Source organism: Neisseria subflava, assembly GCF_005221305.1.
Lineage (GTDB): Bacteria > Pseudomonadota > Gammaproteobacteria > Burkholderiales > Neisseriaceae > Neisseria > Neisseria subflava.
In genome coordinates this window covers 1,606,902-1,624,353 of record NZ_CP039887.1, presented here as the reverse complement: position 1 = coordinate 1,624,353, position 17,452 = coordinate 1,606,902, and the positions used below count along the sequence as shown (strand labels likewise).

17 protein-coding genes are annotated in these 17,452 nt (G+C 50.3%); 7 read left to right on the top strand and 10 right to left on the bottom strand.

Annotated features, from left to right (window positions below):
• Positions 1-130 precede the first annotated feature (130 nt).
• From FAH66_RS07855 to FAH66_RS07840, 4 genes are all read right to left on the bottom strand, one after another.
• Positions 131-1,843: a flotillin family protein gene (locus tag FAH66_RS07855; protein WP_070749116.1), complete on the bottom strand. Its 1,713-nt coding sequence runs from the start codon at positions 1,841-1,843 to the stop codon at positions 131-133.
• 189 nt (positions 1,844-2,032) lie between these two features.
• On the bottom strand, positions 2,033-2,725 hold the full coding sequence (locus FAH66_RS07850; RefSeq protein ID WP_137041244.1) for a transglycosylase: 693 nt from the start codon (positions 2,723-2,725) through the stop codon (positions 2,033-2,035).
• An 84-nt stretch (positions 2,726-2,809) separates the two neighbouring features.
• Positions 2,810-3,379 (bottom strand): hypothetical protein, encoded by a 570-nt coding sequence (locus FAH66_RS07845; protein WP_137041243.1) that lies wholly within the window; start codon positions 3,377-3,379, stop codon positions 2,810-2,812.
• Positions 3,380-3,457: 78 nt separating this feature from the next.
• Positions 3,458-4,123, bottom strand: coding sequence for a YqiJ family protein (locus tag FAH66_RS07840; protein WP_137041242.1), 666 nt, complete (start codon positions 4,121-4,123; stop codon positions 3,458-3,460).
• 4 nt (positions 4,124-4,127) lie between these two features.
• Here FAH66_RS07840 and FAH66_RS11225 point away from each other — a divergent pair, with 4 nt between their 5' ends.
• The gene (locus FAH66_RS11225; RefSeq protein ID WP_208648071.1) at positions 4,128-4,319 is read left to right on the top strand and encodes a hypothetical protein; all 192 of its coding nucleotides are present in this window, start codon (positions 4,128-4,130) and stop codon (positions 4,317-4,319) included.
• Between the two features lie 196 nt (positions 4,320-4,515).
• On the opposite strand, the gene FAH66_RS07830 is transcribed toward FAH66_RS11225, so the two are convergent.
• Positions 4,516-4,917, bottom strand: coding sequence for a DUF596 domain-containing protein (locus FAH66_RS07830; RefSeq protein ID WP_137041241.1), 402 nt, complete (start codon positions 4,915-4,917; stop codon positions 4,516-4,518).
• A 164-nt stretch (positions 4,918-5,081) separates the two neighbouring features.
• Positions 5,082-5,327: a hypothetical protein gene (locus FAH66_RS07825; protein WP_137041240.1), complete on the bottom strand. Its 246-nt coding sequence runs from the start codon at positions 5,325-5,327 to the stop codon at positions 5,082-5,084.
• 128 nt (positions 5,328-5,455) lie between these two features.
• On the opposite strand from FAH66_RS07825, the gene FAH66_RS07820 reads away from it, so the two are divergent.
• Both FAH66_RS07820 and FAH66_RS11090 read left to right on the top strand, forming a co-directional pair.
• Positions 5,456-5,800, top strand: coding sequence for a hypothetical protein (locus FAH66_RS07820; protein ID WP_003743670.1), 345 nt, complete (start codon positions 5,456-5,458; stop codon positions 5,798-5,800).
• A 159-nt stretch (positions 5,801-5,959) separates the two neighbouring features.
• Positions 5,960-6,409, top strand: coding sequence for a PepSY domain-containing protein (locus FAH66_RS11090; protein ID WP_137041239.1), 450 nt, complete (start codon positions 5,960-5,962; stop codon positions 6,407-6,409).
• Positions 6,410-6,505: 96 nt separating this feature from the next.
• On the opposite strand, the gene FAH66_RS07810 is transcribed toward FAH66_RS11090, so the two are convergent.
• The 4 genes from FAH66_RS07810 to FAH66_RS07795 form a co-directional block, all read right to left on the bottom strand.
• Positions 6,506-7,168: a PspA/IM30 family protein gene (locus tag FAH66_RS07810; RefSeq protein ID WP_137041238.1), complete on the bottom strand. Its 663-nt coding sequence runs from the start codon at positions 7,166-7,168 to the stop codon at positions 6,506-6,508.
• Between the two features lie 42 nt (positions 7,169-7,210).
• On the bottom strand, positions 7,211-7,972 hold the full coding sequence (locus FAH66_RS07805; protein ID WP_137041237.1) for a hypothetical protein: 762 nt from the start codon (positions 7,970-7,972) through the stop codon (positions 7,211-7,213).
• Between the two features lie 79 nt (positions 7,973-8,051).
• Complete coding sequence (locus FAH66_RS07800; RefSeq protein ID WP_137041236.1) at positions 8,052-8,342, bottom strand: NTF2 fold immunity protein; 291 nt, start codon at positions 8,340-8,342, stop codon at positions 8,052-8,054.
• A gap of 26 nt (positions 8,343-8,368) precedes the next feature.
• On the bottom strand, positions 8,369-8,869 hold the full coding sequence (locus FAH66_RS07795) for a hypothetical protein (RefSeq protein WP_137041235.1): 501 nt from the start codon (positions 8,867-8,869) through the stop codon (positions 8,369-8,371).
• A 192-nt stretch (positions 8,870-9,061) separates the two neighbouring features.
• Between FAH66_RS07795 and polA the strand changes: the two genes are divergently transcribed.
• From polA to FAH66_RS07775, 4 genes are all read left to right on the top strand, one after another.
• Positions 9,062-11,869 (top strand): DNA polymerase I, encoded by a 2,808-nt coding sequence (gene polA, locus FAH66_RS07790; protein ID WP_137041234.1) that lies wholly within the window; start codon positions 9,062-9,064, stop codon positions 11,867-11,869.
• Between the two features lie 42 nt (positions 11,870-11,911).
• Positions 11,912-12,988 (top strand): hypothetical protein, encoded by a 1,077-nt coding sequence (locus tag FAH66_RS07785; RefSeq protein ID WP_137041233.1) that lies wholly within the window; start codon positions 11,912-11,914, stop codon positions 12,986-12,988.
• 195 nt (positions 12,989-13,183) lie between these two features.
• Entirely contained in the window at positions 13,184-13,669 is a 486-nt protein-coding gene (locus tag FAH66_RS07780; protein ID WP_137041232.1) for a hypothetical protein, read from the top strand.
• 228 nt (positions 13,670-13,897) lie between these two features.
• Complete coding sequence (locus FAH66_RS07775; RefSeq protein WP_137041231.1) at positions 13,898-17,179, top strand: DUF2339 domain-containing protein; 3,282 nt, start codon at positions 13,898-13,900, stop codon at positions 17,177-17,179.
• The last annotated feature ends 273 nt before the right edge of the window (positions 17,180-17,452 follow it).

The window sequence follows — 17,452 nt, the reverse complement described above, 5'->3', positions numbered from 1 at the left end:
TAATTTATTGCAATCGTAATAGAATTGAATTTATCAGTATTGAAAATATTAGCGTTTCTCTGAGCTCGCATACAAAAAAGGCTGTCTGATACTTTTCAGACGGCCTTTAAACCATTATTACGGCATCCGTTTATGATTGGTCGATAGTTTTATCCAGTCCTTGGGTCAGACCGTTGATGTCGCCACCATTCAGTCCCAACTCTTTCAAGAGACCGTCAACCAACGGGGCTTGGCTGCGGTAGCGCAGGGCGCTGTTGACCATTTGGTCGGCGAGGCTGGCTTGTGTGGTTTGTCCGTCCGACACGCCTTCGGAGCCGTTGGCAGCGCCGCTGAATCCGCCCAAGCCGTTGACTTGCAGAATCTTGATGTCGTCGATGTTTTCCATCGGGCGCACGGATTCGCGGATGATGTCGGGCAGGTGTTTCAACAGGGCGAGGCGCACTTGCATTTCGACTTGCTCGACGCTCAGGACGTTGGCGGCTTCGTTCACGGCGCGGGTACCTTCGGCATCGACTTTGTATTGCTGCTCTTGCGCTTGTGCCAGCAGGACTTTGGCATCGGCTTCACCTTTGGCTTGCAGGCGTTGTTTCTCAGCTTCAGCTTCGGCGGCGATGCGCACGGCTTCGGCGCGGTCTTGCGCGGCCTGTTTCTCGGCTTCGGCGGCGACGGTGAGCGAAATCGCGTCTTTTTGTGCGGCTTCTTCGGCGGCAATCAGTTCGACGGCTTTGGCACGTTCGGCACGTTCGGTTTCGCGCACGGTAATCACGCTCTCTTCTTCACGCACGGCGGCAGCGCGGGCTTTGTCTGCCTCGGCTTTGGCTTCGGATTCGGCACGCGATTTCTCGGCGACGGCGATGGCGCGGTCTTGTTCGGCAAGCTCGATGGCTTTGCGGCGTTCGACCTCCGCCTGCTCGACGGCTTGGGCTTTGCGAATGTCTTCGTTTTTAATGTCGCGTTCGGCGGCGATGCGTTTCAAATCCACTTCGCGTTCGGCGGCAATTTTGGCTTCTTCCGCTTCGCGTTTTTTCTGCGCTTCCTGCTCGGCGATGCTGGCTTCCTGTTCGGCGCGGCGCACGGCGATTTCTCGTTCTTGCTCGAGTTTGGCGTATTCTTCTTCGCGCGAGATTTTCAGGCGTTGCTGCTCGGCTTCGAGGTTTTTGGTTTTAATCGCCAAATCGGTGTCTTGTTCGATTTCGTTGCGTTTTTTGCGGCGGCCTTCGATAGTTTCGGTCAGTTTGGTCAAACCTTCCGCGTCAAAGGCATTTTGCGGGTTGAAAAACTCGAAGCTGGTTTGGTCGAGGCCGGTCAGGGAAACGGTTTCGAGTTCGAGGCCATTTTTAAACAAGTCTTCGCTCACGACTTGTTGCACTTTTTGAACGAAATCAACACGTTTCTCGTGCAGCTCTTCCATTGCCATTTCGGCGGCAACGGCGCGCAGGGCATCGACGAATTTACCTTCGACGAGGTCTTTCAATTCGTCGGGCGACATGGTTTTCATACCCAGCGTTTGCGCGGCGGTGGCGATGCTCTCCGCGCTGGGTTTGACGCGGACGTAAAACTCCGCCATCACATCGACGCGCATCCGGTCGCGGGTAATCAACGCCTGCTGCGCCGCGCGGCGCACTTCGAGGCGCAGCGTGTTCATGTTGACGGGGATGATTTCGTGCAGCACGGGCAGCACCATCGCACCGCCGTTCATGATGACTTTTTCGCCGCCGAAGCCGGTACGGACGAAGGAGACTTCTTTGCTGGCGCGGCGGTACAGGCGGGTGAGGATAAGGCCGAGTACGAACAGCGCGACGAGTATGACGCCGGCGATGATGCCGATGGAAACTAAGTTCATGGGTTTTCCTTTCTTGTTGTCGATATACCCTTGAGGGGCGCGGGTTCAGACGGTTTTTTTAGGGTTTGGGGTCGTCTGAAAGGTTAAAAATTTTGGGTTTTAAAGGTAGGTCGGATTCTTGAATCCGACAATTTGGGTTATGTGCAATACGGCTGAAGCGGAACGATTCGTCGGATTCTTGAATCTGACCTACCACGTTTTCTGTTGTTGTGCATATTTTTGGAACAATTTTGCCAACCCATTCCAGCAGTAATATGCAGCACATCCCGACAGTATGGTTAGGATGAAGATAAAGCAGAAAGTAGCAGGCTCAATTCCTTCAGGCAATACCATTTGGCGCAGAAGCGCATACAGGCAGAGCAAGATGGTTGCCGACCATAACAGTGCAAAAATAAAGCTCCATATCAGCCGCCCTACCGTTGCGCGGACTTCGGTATTTTTCCGTAGCCGGTAATCGGCAATCAGCCGTTTACCGCGCAAATATGCAGACACGCCCGCCAAGCCGCTAAAAATCAGGCAAAAAACCACCAATCCTATGTTTTGTTTATCAAAAATGATGCTTGCAAAAAATAAGGCGAAAAATGTTTCAAGCGTCCATATTACCCAATGAATGGCGGGGTAGTGGATTTGCGGGTTTTCAGACGACCTGAACCAGCCTGTCAGTCGTCCGCCGAAATAGATACCGTACCACGCCCCTGCCGACAATAAGGCGACGAGTATCAGATTTGCAGGTTCACTGCCCGCTCTGGTCAGACCATACAAAGCCGTTACACCCGACAGAAACGCGGCAAGCCACAATATTAAGGCCGTTGTCCGTTTCAGCCATAATGCTGCCGAGTTGGATTTTTCCAAACTTGGCTCGTTGTTAAGAGAGTTATCCATACAAATTTGTTTTCCTGATTATTGTTTTGTGTTTTATCAATATTCTTGGGTGTTTCTTTTTTCGCAGTCTGATAGCTGGGTATCTTACCTTGAATTCCACTGCCAACCTGTTAATTCAATAAATTCGTTTTGGGAAGCTGTTGTACAAATATTGTGTCTTCCTAAGCCCAGCAACCCGCCGATGACTGTTGTTCCTCTGCGTTCGGTAATCAGACTGACTCCGACGATGTCCCGCATATGTATACGGTCAAACTTCCTGTAAGCCCCGTCATGTCCGCCTTGATAACGGATGCGTCCGAATGCACCGTAAATAATCAATTTTTCGCGATCAATATAAATCGATTTTCGGGTCGTCAGCCCGCACCACCAACGTTCCGCACGCCACAACCACCATAGCGTGAATACAATAGCCAGCAGCCAAGTCATGTTGCTTGAAAGCGATGGATCCATCCATTTCACCGTCTTCAGCCAGACGCCGCCCACGCCGATGAGACCGAACAAGAAAGCAACCAAGGGTTGAAACAACAAACCTCTGAATAACGAATGCTGAAACAGCAGCCCGTCGCCGACAACGATAACCCCTCGCGGCAGCTTGTTTTTCAACGCTTCGATGCGGGATTGCATATCGCGCTCAGGCTGCGCCAAATGATCCATATCTATCCCCGTTTTGTTTTTCTAATCTGATAAAAATGATGTTTCATTGCAAACCGGCGTTTATCTTTTCAGACGACCTCAATCCACCAAGCTCCCGCTCGGGTTCAAAATTGCCTTAAACGTATTTCCCTCCAGCGACACCAGCAACACCGCGTCGCCCTGTTTTAACACTTCGTCGGCATCCGGTTCTGCCATCACATAATGCTGCTGTCCGTACACATCTCTCACCCGCACCTGCGCCGCGCTGCCTGCCCGTGCTTCGCCCAGCACCACTGTGCCGATGCGTCCGATCAGGCTTTCCTGCGAAACGGCGGTGGTTTCGTCTTTGGGCATGATTTTGTACAGTCCGCCCGCCGTCAGGCGCACCAGCGGCAGCGAGAAGAACCACACAGCGACTGCCGCCAGCCATCCGTTCAGATAGCTGCCGAACACGGCGGCAAAGGTCGTCTGAAACAGGTAGCCCGTCAGTCCGTACACGGCAAGGAACACGACCATCAGCATCAACACCGGCACGCGACCGACATACAGCCAGCTTAAAAACCTGACGAACACGCCTGCGTCCGCCGCGTCCAGCCCGACTTCGGTATGCGCGGTTTCGGTCAGGCTATCGGGCAGCAGGTTGTCCAGCCAGTCGCTGATGCCGCCCGCCAGCATGGAGATGACTTCCAACACGCCGAGTAAAACCATCAGCGCGATGGCGATGCCGAAGATTTCCGTTTCGGGGGCGTTGATTAGATTCCACATTATTGTGTTCCTTTTTATTCTTGCATTTCAAACAGGTATTGGGTTTTCAGACGACCTCTCCGCTCTCAATTTCGGCGCGGCATTCAATCGGAAAGTTGACCGAGTTGGCGATGAAACACAGGCGGTGCGCTTCGTGGTGCAGTTCCAAAGCCTTGGCGCGGTCGCTTCCTGCGGCGATGGTAACGCGCGGCTTTAATATTCCAGATATTGTTTTTTTGTGGCATTAAGCTTCCCATTTCCCAACTTCTCCGCATAAGCAAAAACTTCCTTGCGTAATTGCGCATCGACGTACCGGATGCCGAGCGCACATTAACCGTTTCGCTGTCAGCAATAAATAATGCATGTCTGACAAGTTGTTTTTCAGACAGGCATTTGTTACAAACATTGGTATGTTATCCCGCCCAGTATTCGCTACCGTCTTCGGGATCTATCCATACGGCGTAGGCAGGAGCCTCGACCGTAAGCCACATTCCAATATCAAACGGGGCATAGCCGGGAAGTGGATTGGGTTCGATTTCATATTCAGGCCATACTTCCCTAAATATCCGTTCCCATTCTTCAGGCGTATGCTCGATGATTTGCCCATCGCGTTGCAATTTCAGATGGCCTCTGCGCAGCAGCTCTTTGAAAAGAATAAAGAACGCTTCGGTTTGCTCTTCAAAATCGTTGGAAAAGTCTTTGATGGTCGACCACAAACAGCTCAAAGGAAGCCCATAGTTGATAGTAAACTCTACATCCCCTTCTAAACGATTTTGATACCGTTTATGAACATCGCCATTATTTAATTTTCTCATTTGAATTTTATTTCCCTATCTGGATTTCTAATACTCATTTTATCTTTAATAAGACTATTTAATTTTTGATCTCCCTGAATATCGATCTTTCACCTCGGCTTACTGCCGTCAGGCAAAGAAGTGTAGATACCGAGCGTACATTAATCATTGCGCCGTCAGTAGTTTCAACGCTGAGCCAGAAAAACGCTGAGCCAGAAATAGGCAGATACGCCAGCCATCACGCTGATGCCCAGCCACAGCAGGATTTTGGTTTCCGCCCATACGTCATCCCAATACCGCCCCCGCAGCGCGCTGAAAATGTCGGGTGTGCAACAGAATTCGATGCATTCGACAAATTCGTCCCAATCCTTAAACATCACAAAGTAAAGCAATACGGCGGTTAGCAAGCCGATCAAAATGGCAAAAATCATCAAATTCCCCTATTTTTCAGACGACCTGTGCGTATCGTAAAGAAAGGTCGTCTGAAAACGCTCCTAACTTTTCCCTAAGTCCTGCGTGTTTAAATGTCTATACCGACAACAGACGCAAAGGGAACGAAATGAAACATTCTCAGTCGCAATATACAAAGCCGTCCAAACCGCTTTTGAAAAAACTGCTGCTTCCTGTCGCCGCTGTTTGCGCCATTTTTCTTGCAGCAGAAGGTTTCGACCTTTACGAAGACTACGCCCAATACCGCATGGAGACAGACCCAGCGTTCGCACAACACCACGACCGCGCTTTGTCCATCCTGCACAGCAGGGGCTATGAGGTCCACGATTCCGACACCGACCTGCATTGGGCAAGACCCGTTTTGGAATTTGAGGCCTACAAAGGCAGCTTGGAATACAAAATCGTAATGTCTTATCCCGATTTAAACATTCTCGTAGAGCGCGTCGATTTATAGTAGATTAACTTTAAACCAGTACGGCGTTGCCTCGCCTTGCCGTACTATCTGTACTGTCTGCGGCTTCGTCGCCTTGTCCTGATTTAAATTTAATCCACTATATAATCCGCTTCCGAATATTCTTGATTTGACTTACCCCACGTCCCGAAAGGATACGACATGAAAAAACTTTTACCGGTATTACTCTTAGGCAGTATCGCACTGACCGCTTGTGCCGCTCCTTATCCTTACGACTATTACGATGACGACTATCGTACCGACCGCTACGAGCAGCGTTATGATCGTTACGATAACCGCTATGATGATCGTTACGATGACCGTTATGAGCGCGATTATGACCGTTATGACGACTACCGTTACCGCGACGGCAAGTATTACGATGACGACTACATCGAACACCAAATTTACAGCGATCCGTCTTTCGAGCAAAAACGCGCACAAGTGATGCGGATTCTCGAACGACGCGGCTACCAAGTTCACGAAATCGAAGCCGATGACCGCCGCGGTCGCCCCGTATTGAAAGCCGAAGCCTTCAAAAACGGACGCGAATACGACATCGTTTTCTCATGGCCGGATTTGCGCATCATTAGCGAACGCATCGACTACTGATTCGATTAATCCGTTCCACCAACGCCGTAAGGACAAGCTCCGCGCGGCGTTTTTCTTTTCAGACGACCTTTCCGACAAAGGAGGTTGTCTGAAAACTTATTTTCCTGCCTTCAAGGCTGCCAATCGTTCGGCAATACGGTTGTTGCGGCTCAAGTCTTCCAATTCCTTCAATTTTGCCAACTGCGCCGCATCGGTGCTGCTGTGTACTGCGTTTTGACGACCCATCACGCGGTCGAAGGCGTTGCCGCTTTTTTCGGCATCACGGGCGATGCGGTTGAGATCACTGCCGCCTGCCACTTTGCCTGCGCCTACACTTTGCTGCGCCGCGCGCCAGTCTTGCAACTGCTGCTGCATCTCGCGTTTTTTCGCCTGCAAGGCGGCGATAAAACCTTCAAGTTCTTTTTCCTGTGCGGCGCAGTCGGCGATGGTGTTTTCCAAAACAGGCAGCCGCGCTTCGATGTCCATTTGTTCGGCGATACCCGCCTCGGCAAGATCGTCGCGCCCAGCGGCTACGGCAGCTTGCAGGTTGGCATCGATGGCTTCGTGGCGGTTGCTCTCGTCCGCCATTTTCTTAGCGGCAAGGTGTTTCTGCGCCAACACTTTGCCCAACTCAGCACGCACTTCATCTACTGCGCGCTCAATTTCGCGGATGCTTTCGTTCATTACCGCCTCAGGCGCAAGGTTCTCCGCCGCATCAATCAGGGCATGAAAACCGCCGCTCACCAGACGGCCCACTCTGCGGGATAGGGTTTCGCTCATTTGGATTTTCCTTTCTTTATGAAATCATGAGAAATATTGTGTTTAGCCGGCATCCGATTGTGCCAACCAGTCGTAACATTGCTCCCATGACAATGTTTCGTTTTCATCTTCTTTGCCTTCCAGCAGGGCTTGTTCTAAAGCCCGTCTGAATGTGGCGCGGGTATCCGGGTGGGTAAACCAAGCCGACAGTCGGGCGGCGAATTGCGTTCTATTCGGACAATGCTCGGGCAGATAGCAAACTTTGTACCAATCCGGCTCGTCGCTTCCATACGGAATCTCTAAGTACAAGTCGACAAATTCGCGTAAAGCTGCCGTTTTATCCGCCTGTTCCGTCCACACTGCCAACAGTTCGTCGACAACATCCAATCCGGCAAATTGAAACATATTCAGCCAAACAACCAAGCAGCCTTCATAGCGGGGCGCGGTCAGTTGCGAGTCAAACCAAGCGGCGGCGAAACGTTTTAACCAATCGATTTCTTCTTTTTTCCAACATTCGGGAAAATTGCAACACAACTTATCGAGCAACGTTTCATCAAGCGGTCGGACATCTTCGTCGTTGACCAAAGCCTGCAAAATACGCGGCAGAAAATGTTTCATGTCTAAAGCCGTCGCGGCTCCGTTGTCCAAAGGCACGCTGCCCAAATACGCCTGCAACATATCGGTAGGAATCTCGCGTAACGGATATTCCAGCAACGCCTGTTGGAAATCTTCGGGAGAGCAGCTGTTGCAAGTGCAGATATTCAGCGGGAAGCGCACGCTGTAAGGTGCAAATAATTCGTATGCTTCTGCTATCCATTTTTCCATCTTGTTGCCTTGCCTTTGATATTGGACATGGGTATTCAGGACTGAGGGAGAAGCCTTTCAGACGACCTCAAACCTTACACTACTTGCTATGCGTGATTTCTTCCAGCCGACCGTTTGCTCCGATAACGGCGCGGAAATTGCCGCCCAATGCTTTAGGTGGTTTGCCGCTGATAATCCAATGTTCCCCGTCTTTTCTCACCCGATACGGCTTTTGCGCTTGAGCGGTTTGTTTACCGTAATGCTGCGTCACATAAATTTCGGTCAGCCGCAGGACTTGCTGCTCGGTAACAGGTTGTACGCCGCCGTCCGCGTTCACTGCCAAAGAGGGATAGATGAACATAAAGGTCAGAAGCCAATGGTGGATTTTCATTTTTCAGTCAGCCTTTCCTTCACGCCTCAAACCTCGCCCGCCTGCTGCACAATCTTCGCCAGTTTCAAAGTGTTTTCAAGCTGTTGCAGCACGGTATCGTCGTATGCCGCGCCTTTGCCGGTTACGGCGAGCTGCAGGATGCTGTCGGTCAGGCGGACGATGCGCCACATCAGTTCGCGTTCGTATTTTTTCAAACTGTCGAGGTCGGCTTCTTCGGGCAGGTCGGCGGCGAGCGTCGCGCCCAAGTCGGGCAGCTGCTCAAACAATCGCGCAACGATATGCGAATGCACCCCCGCCTGCTTTTCCGCGTGCAGCACGTCATGTTTCGCCGCTTGGAAAAACTGCTCCTGCGCCGTCAGTGCGGAACCGTAATCGCGCGTCTGCGTATGCGCCAAACGCGCCTGCTTGAGCAGCTCGCGGATTTTTTCAGACGGCGTATTCGCGCCTTCGATTTTAAATTCGGCAATAAAATCAGCGTCTTCCTGGGTGATTCTCACGCTGACTGGGATACGGTTTGTCGCATTCATATTCGTTTGATTTGTTTTGTATTCATTTGTATGCAAATATACAAGATGAAATGACAAGGTGCAATATTTGAAATGGTTTATTTTTGTAAACCCTAAAACTCGCTAAAACACGATTGCGGATACATGGGGAGAACCGAGCTTTTCCTTTATAATCCGTCCATCTATTTTTCACTTATTTCAAGCAGGTTCGCTATGTCCAAACCCACTCTCCTCCTCGTTGACGGCTCTTCTTATCTCTACCGCGCGTATCATGCAATGGCGCAATTGACCGCGCCTGACGGTGCGCCGACGGGTGCGCTTTATGGTGTGTTGAACATGCTGCGCCGGTTGCGGGCGGATTATGTGCACGATTATTGCGCGGTGGTGTTTGATGCGAAGGGCAAAAATTTCCGCCACGAGATGTTCCCCGACTATAAGGCGACGCGCCCGCCGATGCCGGACGATTTGCGCCCGCAGGCGGAAGCCTTGCCGGATTTGGTGCGGTTGATGGGCTGGCCGGTGCTGGTGATTCCGCAAGTCGAAGCGGACGATGTTATCGGCACGCTGGCGGTGATGGCCGGCGAAGCGGGTTGGAATGTGGTGGTGTCCACCGGCGATAAGGATATGGCGCAGTTGGTGAACGAGCGCGTGACGCTGGTGAACACGATGAGCGGCGAAACGCTGGACATTGAAGGCGTGAAGGAAAAATTCGGCGTGCGTCCCGACCAAATCCGCGATTATCTCGCGCTGATGGGCGACAAGGTGGACAACGTGCCGGGCGTGGAGAAGTGCGGTCCGAAAACGGCGGTGAAGTGGCTGGAAGCCTACGGCTCGTTGGCTGGTGTGATGGAACACGCTGCGGAAATCAAGGGCAAGGTCGGCGAAAACCTGCAAGCCGCGCTGCCCCAACTGCCGCTGTCGTATGATTTGGTGACGATTAAAACCGATGTGGACTTGCATTCGGAGCTTTCAGACGGCCTCGAAAGCCTGCGCCGCACTTCGCCGAAATGGTCGCAGCTTGCGGTCGATTTCAAACGCTGGGGCTTCCGCACTTGGCTGAAAGAAGCGGAAAGCCGTATGCACGAAGCGGCAGACGGCGATTTGTTCGGCAGCGATACGATAGGCGAACAGGCGGCGTTGGACATGGAAACGTCGTCTAAAAAAATCATAGAACATGCACCCGCCCCCGAAAAGCTGGATTATCAAGCCGTTACCACCGAAGCGCAGTTTGCCGCCTTGTTGGACAAATTGTCGCAGGCGGACAAAATTGGCATCGATACGGAAACCACGTCCCTAGACGCGATGAATGCCTCGTTGGTCGGCATCAGCATCGCGTTCCAGGCAGGCGAAGCGGTTTACATCCCCGTAGGACACAGCCTGACTGCTGCGCCCGAACAGCTTGATTTGCAGGACGTATTAGGTCGTCTGAAACCGCATTTGGAAAACCCCGCCCTGAAAAAAATCGGGCAAAACCTCAAATACGACCAACACGTTTTCGCCAACTACGGCATCGCCCTGAACGGCATTGCCGGCGACGCCATGCTCGCTTCCTACATCATCGAGAGCCATCTCGGACACGGCTTGGACGAATTGTCCGAACGCTGGCTCGGCTTGGAAACCATTACCTACGAATCGCTGTGTGGCAAAGGCGCGAAGCAAATCGGTTTTGCCGACGTCGCCATTGAGCAGGCGACCGAATACGCCGCCCAAGACGCAGATTTCGCCCTGCGCCTCGAAGCGCACCTGCGCGCGCAGATGGACGCCAAACAGCTTGAAATGTATGAAAAAATGGAGCTGCCCGTCGCGCAAGTATTGTTTGAAATGGAACGCAACGGTGTGCAAATCGACCGCGCCGAACTCGCCCGCCAAAGCGCAGAACTCGGCGCCGAACTGATGAAGCTCGAACAAGAAGCCTACGCCGCCGCAGGCCAGCCGTTCAACCTCAACTCGCCCAAACAGCTTCAAGAAATCCTGTTCGACAAAATGGGCATCCCCACCAAAGGCCTGAAAAAAACCGCCAAAGGCGGCATTTCCACCAACGAAGCCGTGCTCGAACAGCTCGCGCCCGACTACCCCCTGCCCAAAATCATCCTGCAAAACCGCAGCCTAGCAAAACTCAAATCCACCTACACCGACAAACTGCCCGAAATGATTTCCCCCAAAGACGGCCGCGTGCATACCACCTACGCCCAAGCCGTCGCCATCACCGGCCGCCTCGCCAGCAATAACCCCAACCTGCAAAACATCCCCATCCGCACCGCCGAAGGCCGCCGCGTGCGCCGCGCCTTTACCGCACCGCAAGGCAGCGTCATCGTTTCCGCCGACTATTCCCAAATCGAGCTGCGCATCATGGCGCACCTCTCCGGCGACAAAACCCTGATTACAGCGTTCCAAAAAGGCGAAGACGTACACCGCCGCACCGCCGCCGAAGTGTTCGGCATCGCCCCTGAAAACGTCTCGTCCGAACAACGCCGCTACGCCAAAACCATCAACTTCGGCCTCATTTACGGCATGGGCCAATACGGCCTCGCCAAATCGCTGGGCATAGACAACCTGTCCGCCAAAACCTTCATCGACCGCTACTTCGCCCGCTACCCCGGCGTCGCCGAATACATGCAGCGCACCAAAGAACAAGCCGCCGCGCAAGGCTTCGTCGAAACCCTGTTCGGCCGCCGCCTCTACCTGCCCGACATCCGCAACAAAAACGCCAACGCCCGCGCCGGAGCCGAACGCGCCGCCATCAACGCCCCCATGCAAGGCACCGCGTCCGATCTTATCAAACGCGCCATGATAGACGTATCCCGCTGGCTTTCAGAGTGCGAAGCCTCCCCGTGGGACTGCCTGAAAACCAAACTGATTATGCAGGTGCATGACGAATTGGTGTTGGAAGTACCCGAAGCCGAACTGGATTTAGTCAAAGAAAAACTGCCGCAGATTATGGCAAAAGTGGACGAAGGGATGTTGAACGTGCCGCTGGTGGCGGAAGTAGGCGTGGGTATGAATTGGGAAGAGGCGCATTGATAAATTATGAATTTATTATTTTGAATAAGAAAGAATTTTTATATGAATGTCTTATTATATGTGGTTATTTATCCTATTTTAGCAATTGCATTATTTTTTATATCAAATTGGTTGGGTAAACATTCTTACTCTCTTGGCTATCATAAAATTGATTTTATCGTAGATAGAGAGGACTCTGCTGCTTTTAATTTTTCTCTAAAGGTACTGACTCCAGCAATTTTTATTATTTTAATATCTGCAATTTTTTATGGTTTTCAATGGGATAGATTTACAGAAAATATTTATCTAATTACGATTTACTCTGTTTTATTAAGATTGTTTATTAATTTGTTTATGGGTAGACTGCATATCCTAGATTGGAAGCTGCAGATATTTTATGCAATCACTATTAGTAGTGTTAGTTATTTTGTATATATGAAGTTAATCTTGCCTAAAAAGCCATTAATCCCAGATTTTAATACTATTTCTAATGAGTTATGGATAATAATTGGTCTATTTATATTTAATATTATAAATAAAATTGAATTGTCTGAAACTAAGAAAAAAGAAAGAATCTCGAAATATATAGCTATTAAATATAAGAATTTCAGTTCCTTGTATGATAAATGCATTCAATCTAATCTTGAAGATGGCTTAGAAAATATTTATAAAAAGGTAGAGATTGCAAAAGAATGGGATACAAACAATAATGATTTTAGAATTAATAATCTTAAGTTTCTTCAATTGGTTGTTTATTCTATAATGATATTTGAAGATTTTAATAGACCAAAGAATGCTAGATTGATTGAAAATTTTGTAGCTAAGCATAGCCCTAGGGAAATAACGCTAGGTATCATGCAGGTGAAAACAGATAAATTAATCACTGATGAACAAAGTATATCGTTAGGTATTGATAAAATAATAAATTCATTTTATGGATATTTAGTTGAATATGCTCAATCAGATTATAACTATTCTAGAGACTGTATAGATTTAATATTAGAAGACTATAATTTGGGTGAGGAATATTCTGGCTCTGTAAAAAATATATGTGATATTTTATCAATAAAAATTCACCAGAAAGACTTTATTTATATATGGTTTGATAATTTAAAGGCTTCAATTTATGAAGAGGGATGATGAGTAAATGTTAGGCCAATAGCCAGTAGCCTCAGATTCAAGAATCTAATCTGTAAACCGAAACCCAAAACCCAAAAACCTCCCAAGGTCGTCTGGAAACTCGAAAATCAGGTTTTCAGACGACCTTTTTATATTCTTTCCACTTCCTGTATTATTCATATTGGTTTAAACACTCTTTCTTGAAAGGTATAAATAATGTCGCCCACTTTAAAATCTGTTCTGACCGCCGGTTTGCTCCTTCTTGGATTTCAAGCCACTGCCCAAGATATTCCGCAAGCGTTTCAAGGAAAATGGGCCGGGAAGTATGAAGGGAAGGTTTCGCCCAAACATGTAAGGGCTTTATGTGCCATGGGTTATGATGAAAACGCTGCTATAGATAATGTCTATGTGTCGGAAGATAGCGGCTTTTATATTGAAATAGATAAAAAATCAATTGAATTAAACGGTTGGGAATGGGGCGCGAAATATACGAAACTGAATTATCGAATTTATTCGCCCGATAAAATTGCAGGTACGGCACGCGTTCGGGAAGAGGAGCCGGAGCAAGGTACGCAGATTTATAACGATAATTTTGAGTTTTCGTTAAACCGAGGCGTGCTGACGCAAAGATTCCGTGATTACTCGACGGACGGCTCAGGCAAAAAAGTTTGGCGGACGCGTACGCTGATGCGTTGCAAATAATATTCGGTAAATCATTGCTTATCTGTTGATGTATTCATGATACATAAAGGAAACATGCTTAAGGCCATCTGAAAATCCTTAAACATTTTCAGACGGCCTTTTTTATGCCGATTCTTTATATTCTATTTGCCGTATGCTTTTATTCTCGGCCTTTTGTCTCTTTTTTTCATGAATAATGTTGCCGGTGTTACAATCGGCATATTCTTATTGTTATCAAACAGGTGTTTTATGCAGTTTTTCGGCCTGCTTATTCCTATTATTATCGGCTATTTTGCTGATGAGATGTTCACCGGCGTGATTATTGGGTCATTGTTTTGGCTGGTTGCTTGGTCAATCGCCAAACAACGCCAAGAAGAGCGTTTGGCTGAATCTGCTACGTCAGGCGACAGGATGCAAAAGCTGGAGCAGGAAATCGAGCTGCTGAAACAGCGTTTGTCGGTGTTGGAGCATGAGGCTGTCCGTGATGAGGCGAAGGTAGGGCAGGGGGTTGAGGTTCGGCCTGTTGCCGATGTTCAGACGGCCTCTGAGCCGCTTCATGTTCGGGTTGAGCCTGAGGCGGAAGCTGCGCCTGTTAAGCAGAAGATTGAAGAGGCGTTTGCTCCTTCTTTTTCTATACCTATTGATCCTGTTTCTGCCAAGGCTTCTGCTTCGCCTGAGCCTGTTGTGGAATCGGAAGTTATTGAAGCGGTTGCTGCTGAACAAGAAGAGCTGCCTAAAGAGGAGGCTGTTGTTGCTTCGATGCCGTCTGAAAGCGAAGAAGCGCCATCGCGTCAATTCGTTATCCATAAAAATCAAGCGGAGGATAGTGGGTACAAGTTTTCCGACAATCCGATTGTCGCTTGGTTCTTGCGTGGCAATCCGTTGTTGAAAACCGGTATTGTGGTGCTGTTCCTCGGCTTGGCGTTTTTGTTGCGCTATGCCTCCGAGCGGGTTCATGTGCCGGTGGAGCTGCGTTATCTGACGGTGGCAGGCGCGGGTTTGGCGGCGGTGGTCGGCGGCTGGAAGCTGCAAAGCCGTAAGCGTGAATATGGCTTAGTGTTGCAGGGTTTCGGCGTGGCAGTCATGTATTTGACGGCCTTGGCGGCGTTGAAGCTGCATCCGCTGCTGCCTGTGTCGGTCGTGTTCGGGCTGATGGTGGCGATGGTTGTGCTGATGGCGTGGCTGGCGGTAAGGCAGAATGCGCAGATTATGGCGCAGGTTGCTTTAATCGGCGGTATGGCCGCGCCTTTGCTGACTTCAGACGGCAGCGGCAATTATTTGGTGCTGTTTTCTTATCTTGCCCTACTCAATGCCGGTGTGGCGGCGATTGCGTGGTTTAAGGCATGGCGTCCGCTGAACCTGACGGGTTTTGCCGCTACTTTTGCCATTGCCGCGCTGTGGGGCATGCGAAGTTATACGCCGCAACATTTTGCCACTACCGAGCCTTTCTTGATTTACCACTGGCTGCTCTATACCTTTATCGCGTATCTGTTCGCACGCCGTAAGTTGACGGAAAACAGTGAAGACAGCGTTACGCCGATTGCCGACAATGCGACTTTGGAGGAGATTGGCAACAGCATTTATACACACGGCCTGCGTGTGCATGTCCTCGACCATACTTTATTGTTTGGCACGATGGCGGCGGCGTTCGGCCTGCAATACCGCATGGTGGAGCATTGGCCGTCTGCAGATGCGCTTTCTGCATTGGGTTTTGCCACTGTGTACGGACTGGCGGCGCTGCTGCTGAAACGTCAGCAGGGGCTGTATATTTTGCGTCAGGCGTTTTTTGCTTTGGCGGTGTTGTTCCTTACTATTGCCGTTCCGCTTTATTTTGAACCGAGCAATACGGTCATTTTGTGGAGTGCAGAATCCGCATTGGTTTATTTCTTCGGTCTGCGCCAACAGCGTCCGCATATCCGTTTGGGTGCGCTGATTGTTTATCTCTTGGCGGCACTGATTCAGCTGGGCAATTATCAGGGCTTTGGCACCGATACCGTTCTGGAAGGGCAGTGGTTTACGACGGTTGTGGTGTTGCTTGGCGGAGCGGCGATTTACTTGCTGTGGTATTTCTCGCGTCGCGAAGGTTCGGCGCAATGGGAAAAATCCGTTCAGACGGCCGTGTTGTCTGCCGCCTTGCTGTACATCTCTATTTTGCCTTTGCTCTTCTTGGCCAACCGCGGCAGCATTGTTGCCCTTTCCGCTTTGGCGGCAGCGTGGGCATTCTGCCGGCGCAAACACGAGCCGAATGTGTTTATCACTTTTGTCTTGGGCAATGTATTGTTCGCCCTGTTGTTGCAAAGCAGCATTATTTATGAATCCAAAGGCTTCCTGACCCATCTGTACCTTATTGCCGCTACGCCTTTGCTGTTTGCGGCTGCCTACGCGCTGCAATATCCGCGCGTGCCGGTTGCAAGCGAAAAGCTGGAAGGAAACGAGGTTTACTTTGCGAAGGTTGCAGGCTGGATCATCCTGCTTACCGCGTTGGCGACAGGCAGCTACGCCCTTTATATGCAATGGACAGGCGAGGAAACCCTGTTTACCCAGTTGTGGCTGTGGCCGATATTTGCCGGCCTGCTGCTGTTTGCCAAACGTCTGAAATGGGAAGAGCTTCTGCAAACCAATTTGGCATTCTTGCCATTGTTTGGCCTGCATTTCCTCTCCTACCATACCGAGCATGCGGTGACAGCCGCCGCAGCCTTGCCGCTTGTGGCCGCTACCGTATTGAACTTCATCATTCTGAACAACTATCCGCGCCATGATCTGTCTTGGTTGCACAAACTCAATATCACGATACTTGGCGTGCTGTGGACGCTTTGGACGGCGCTGTATGTCGGCGAGCGTTTTTATGGCGTTTGGGCGCAGCTCTCGTGGCTTGTCGTGCCTTTGGCGATGTGGATTGTTTTCCATACGCAGCGCCACCGCGAATTTTTCAGACGGCATCAAGCCATTTATCAGCATTTTGCTATGCCGTTGTGCGCCCTTGCTGCTGCTTGTTGGATGCTGTGGACCAACTTCTCCACGCCGTTCCAACCTTCGCCGTTGCCGTATATTCCCGTGCTCAATCCGGTGGAACTCGCATGCGCCGGTATGCTTTGGTTTGCTCTGAAATCCCTGCCCGAAGCCTTGCCGCCCGAGCTTCGCCGTACCACAGCGACCACTGTCGCCGCCTTGGCATTTATGCTGATCAGCGCAGGCGTGATGCGCGTATGGCATTTCTATGACGGCATTACTTGGCGTCTCGACATCATGCTCCAATCCTTCGGCCTGCAAGCCAGCCTCTCCGTCGTTTGGGCAGTAACCGCCATCATCTTGATGGTACTTGGCAACCGCCGCAAACAGCGTTCCTACTGGATGACAGGCGCGACGCTGATGGGCATCGTGGTCGTCAAACTTTTCCTGATCGAGCTTTCCAACAGCGGCGGTATCGAGCGCATTGCCTCCTTCATCATCGTCGGCTTGCTGCTGCTTTTGGTCGGCTGGTTTGCTCCTGTTCCGCCCAAAGCAGAGAATGATGGCGAACCTAAAGCCTGATCATTAATCTCCAAAAGAAAAAGGCCGTCTGAGAAAGCAGCGTTATCTGTTTTCAGACGGCCTTTATTTTTTAGAAGGTACAATCTGCTTTGTTCTGGCATGTCTAATTGTATTGGGTTATGATGCCTTTTAATATGTAAATGGATAAACCGTGGCCGTCTGAAAAAAGAAAACGGGTGCACCCCGAATACCTGCATACCACGCATGATGCGCCCGACAGACTAGCCATGGATGGACACATAAAGATAAAAACCGCTACCGGAGGAGATAGAA

Bases quoted from the DNA above. Each gene is read 5' to 3' on its own strand.
- FAH66_RS07855 (WP_070749116.1), bottom strand. From the start codon at position 1,843: ATGAACTTAGTTTCCATCGGCATCATCGCCGGCGTCATACTCGTCGCG.
- FAH66_RS07850 (WP_137041244.1), bottom strand. From the start codon at position 2,725: ATGGATAACTCTCTTAACAACGAGCCAAGTTTGGAAAAATCCAACTCG.
- FAH66_RS07845 (WP_137041243.1), bottom strand. From the start codon at position 3,379: ATGGATCATTTGGCGCAGCCTGAGCGCGATATGCAATCCCGCATCGAA.
- FAH66_RS07840 (WP_137041242.1), bottom strand. From the start codon at position 4,123: ATGTGGAATCTAATCAACGCCCCCGAAACGGAAATCTTCGGCATCGCC.
- FAH66_RS07830 (WP_137041241.1), bottom strand. From the start codon at position 4,917: ATGAGAAAATTAAATAATGGCGATGTTCATAAACGGTATCAAAATCGT.
- FAH66_RS07825 (WP_137041240.1), bottom strand. From the start codon at position 5,327: ATGATTTTTGCCATTTTGATCGGCTTGCTAACCGCCGTATTGCTTTAC.
- FAH66_RS07820 (WP_003743670.1), top strand. From the start codon at position 5,456: ATGAAACATTCTCAGTCGCAATATACAAAGCCGTCCAAACCGCTTTTG.
- FAH66_RS11090 (WP_137041239.1), top strand. From the start codon at position 5,960: ATGAAAAAACTTTTACCGGTATTACTCTTAGGCAGTATCGCACTGACC.
- FAH66_RS07810 (WP_137041238.1), bottom strand. From the start codon at position 7,168: ATGAGCGAAACCCTATCCCGCAGAGTGGGCCGTCTGGTGAGCGGCGGT.
- FAH66_RS07805 (WP_137041237.1), bottom strand. From the start codon at position 7,972: ATGGAAAAATGGATAGCAGAAGCATACGAATTATTTGCACCTTACAGC.
- FAH66_RS07800 (WP_137041236.1), bottom strand. From the start codon at position 8,342: ATGAAAATCCACCATTGGCTTCTGACCTTTATGTTCATCTATCCCTCT.
- FAH66_RS07795 (WP_137041235.1), bottom strand. From the start codon at position 8,869: ATGAATGCGACAAACCGTATCCCAGTCAGCGTGAGAATCACCCAGGAA.
- polA (WP_137041234.1), top strand. From the start codon at position 9,062: ATGTCCAAACCCACTCTCCTCCTCGTTGACGGCTCTTCTTATCTCTAC.
- FAH66_RS07785 (WP_137041233.1), top strand. From the start codon at position 11,912: ATGAATGTCTTATTATATGTGGTTATTTATCCTATTTTAGCAATTGCA.
- FAH66_RS07780 (WP_137041232.1), top strand. From the start codon at position 13,184: ATGTCGCCCACTTTAAAATCTGTTCTGACCGCCGGTTTGCTCCTTCTT.
- FAH66_RS07775 (WP_137041231.1), top strand. From the start codon at position 13,898: ATGCAGTTTTTCGGCCTGCTTATTCCTATTATTATCGGCTATTTTGCT.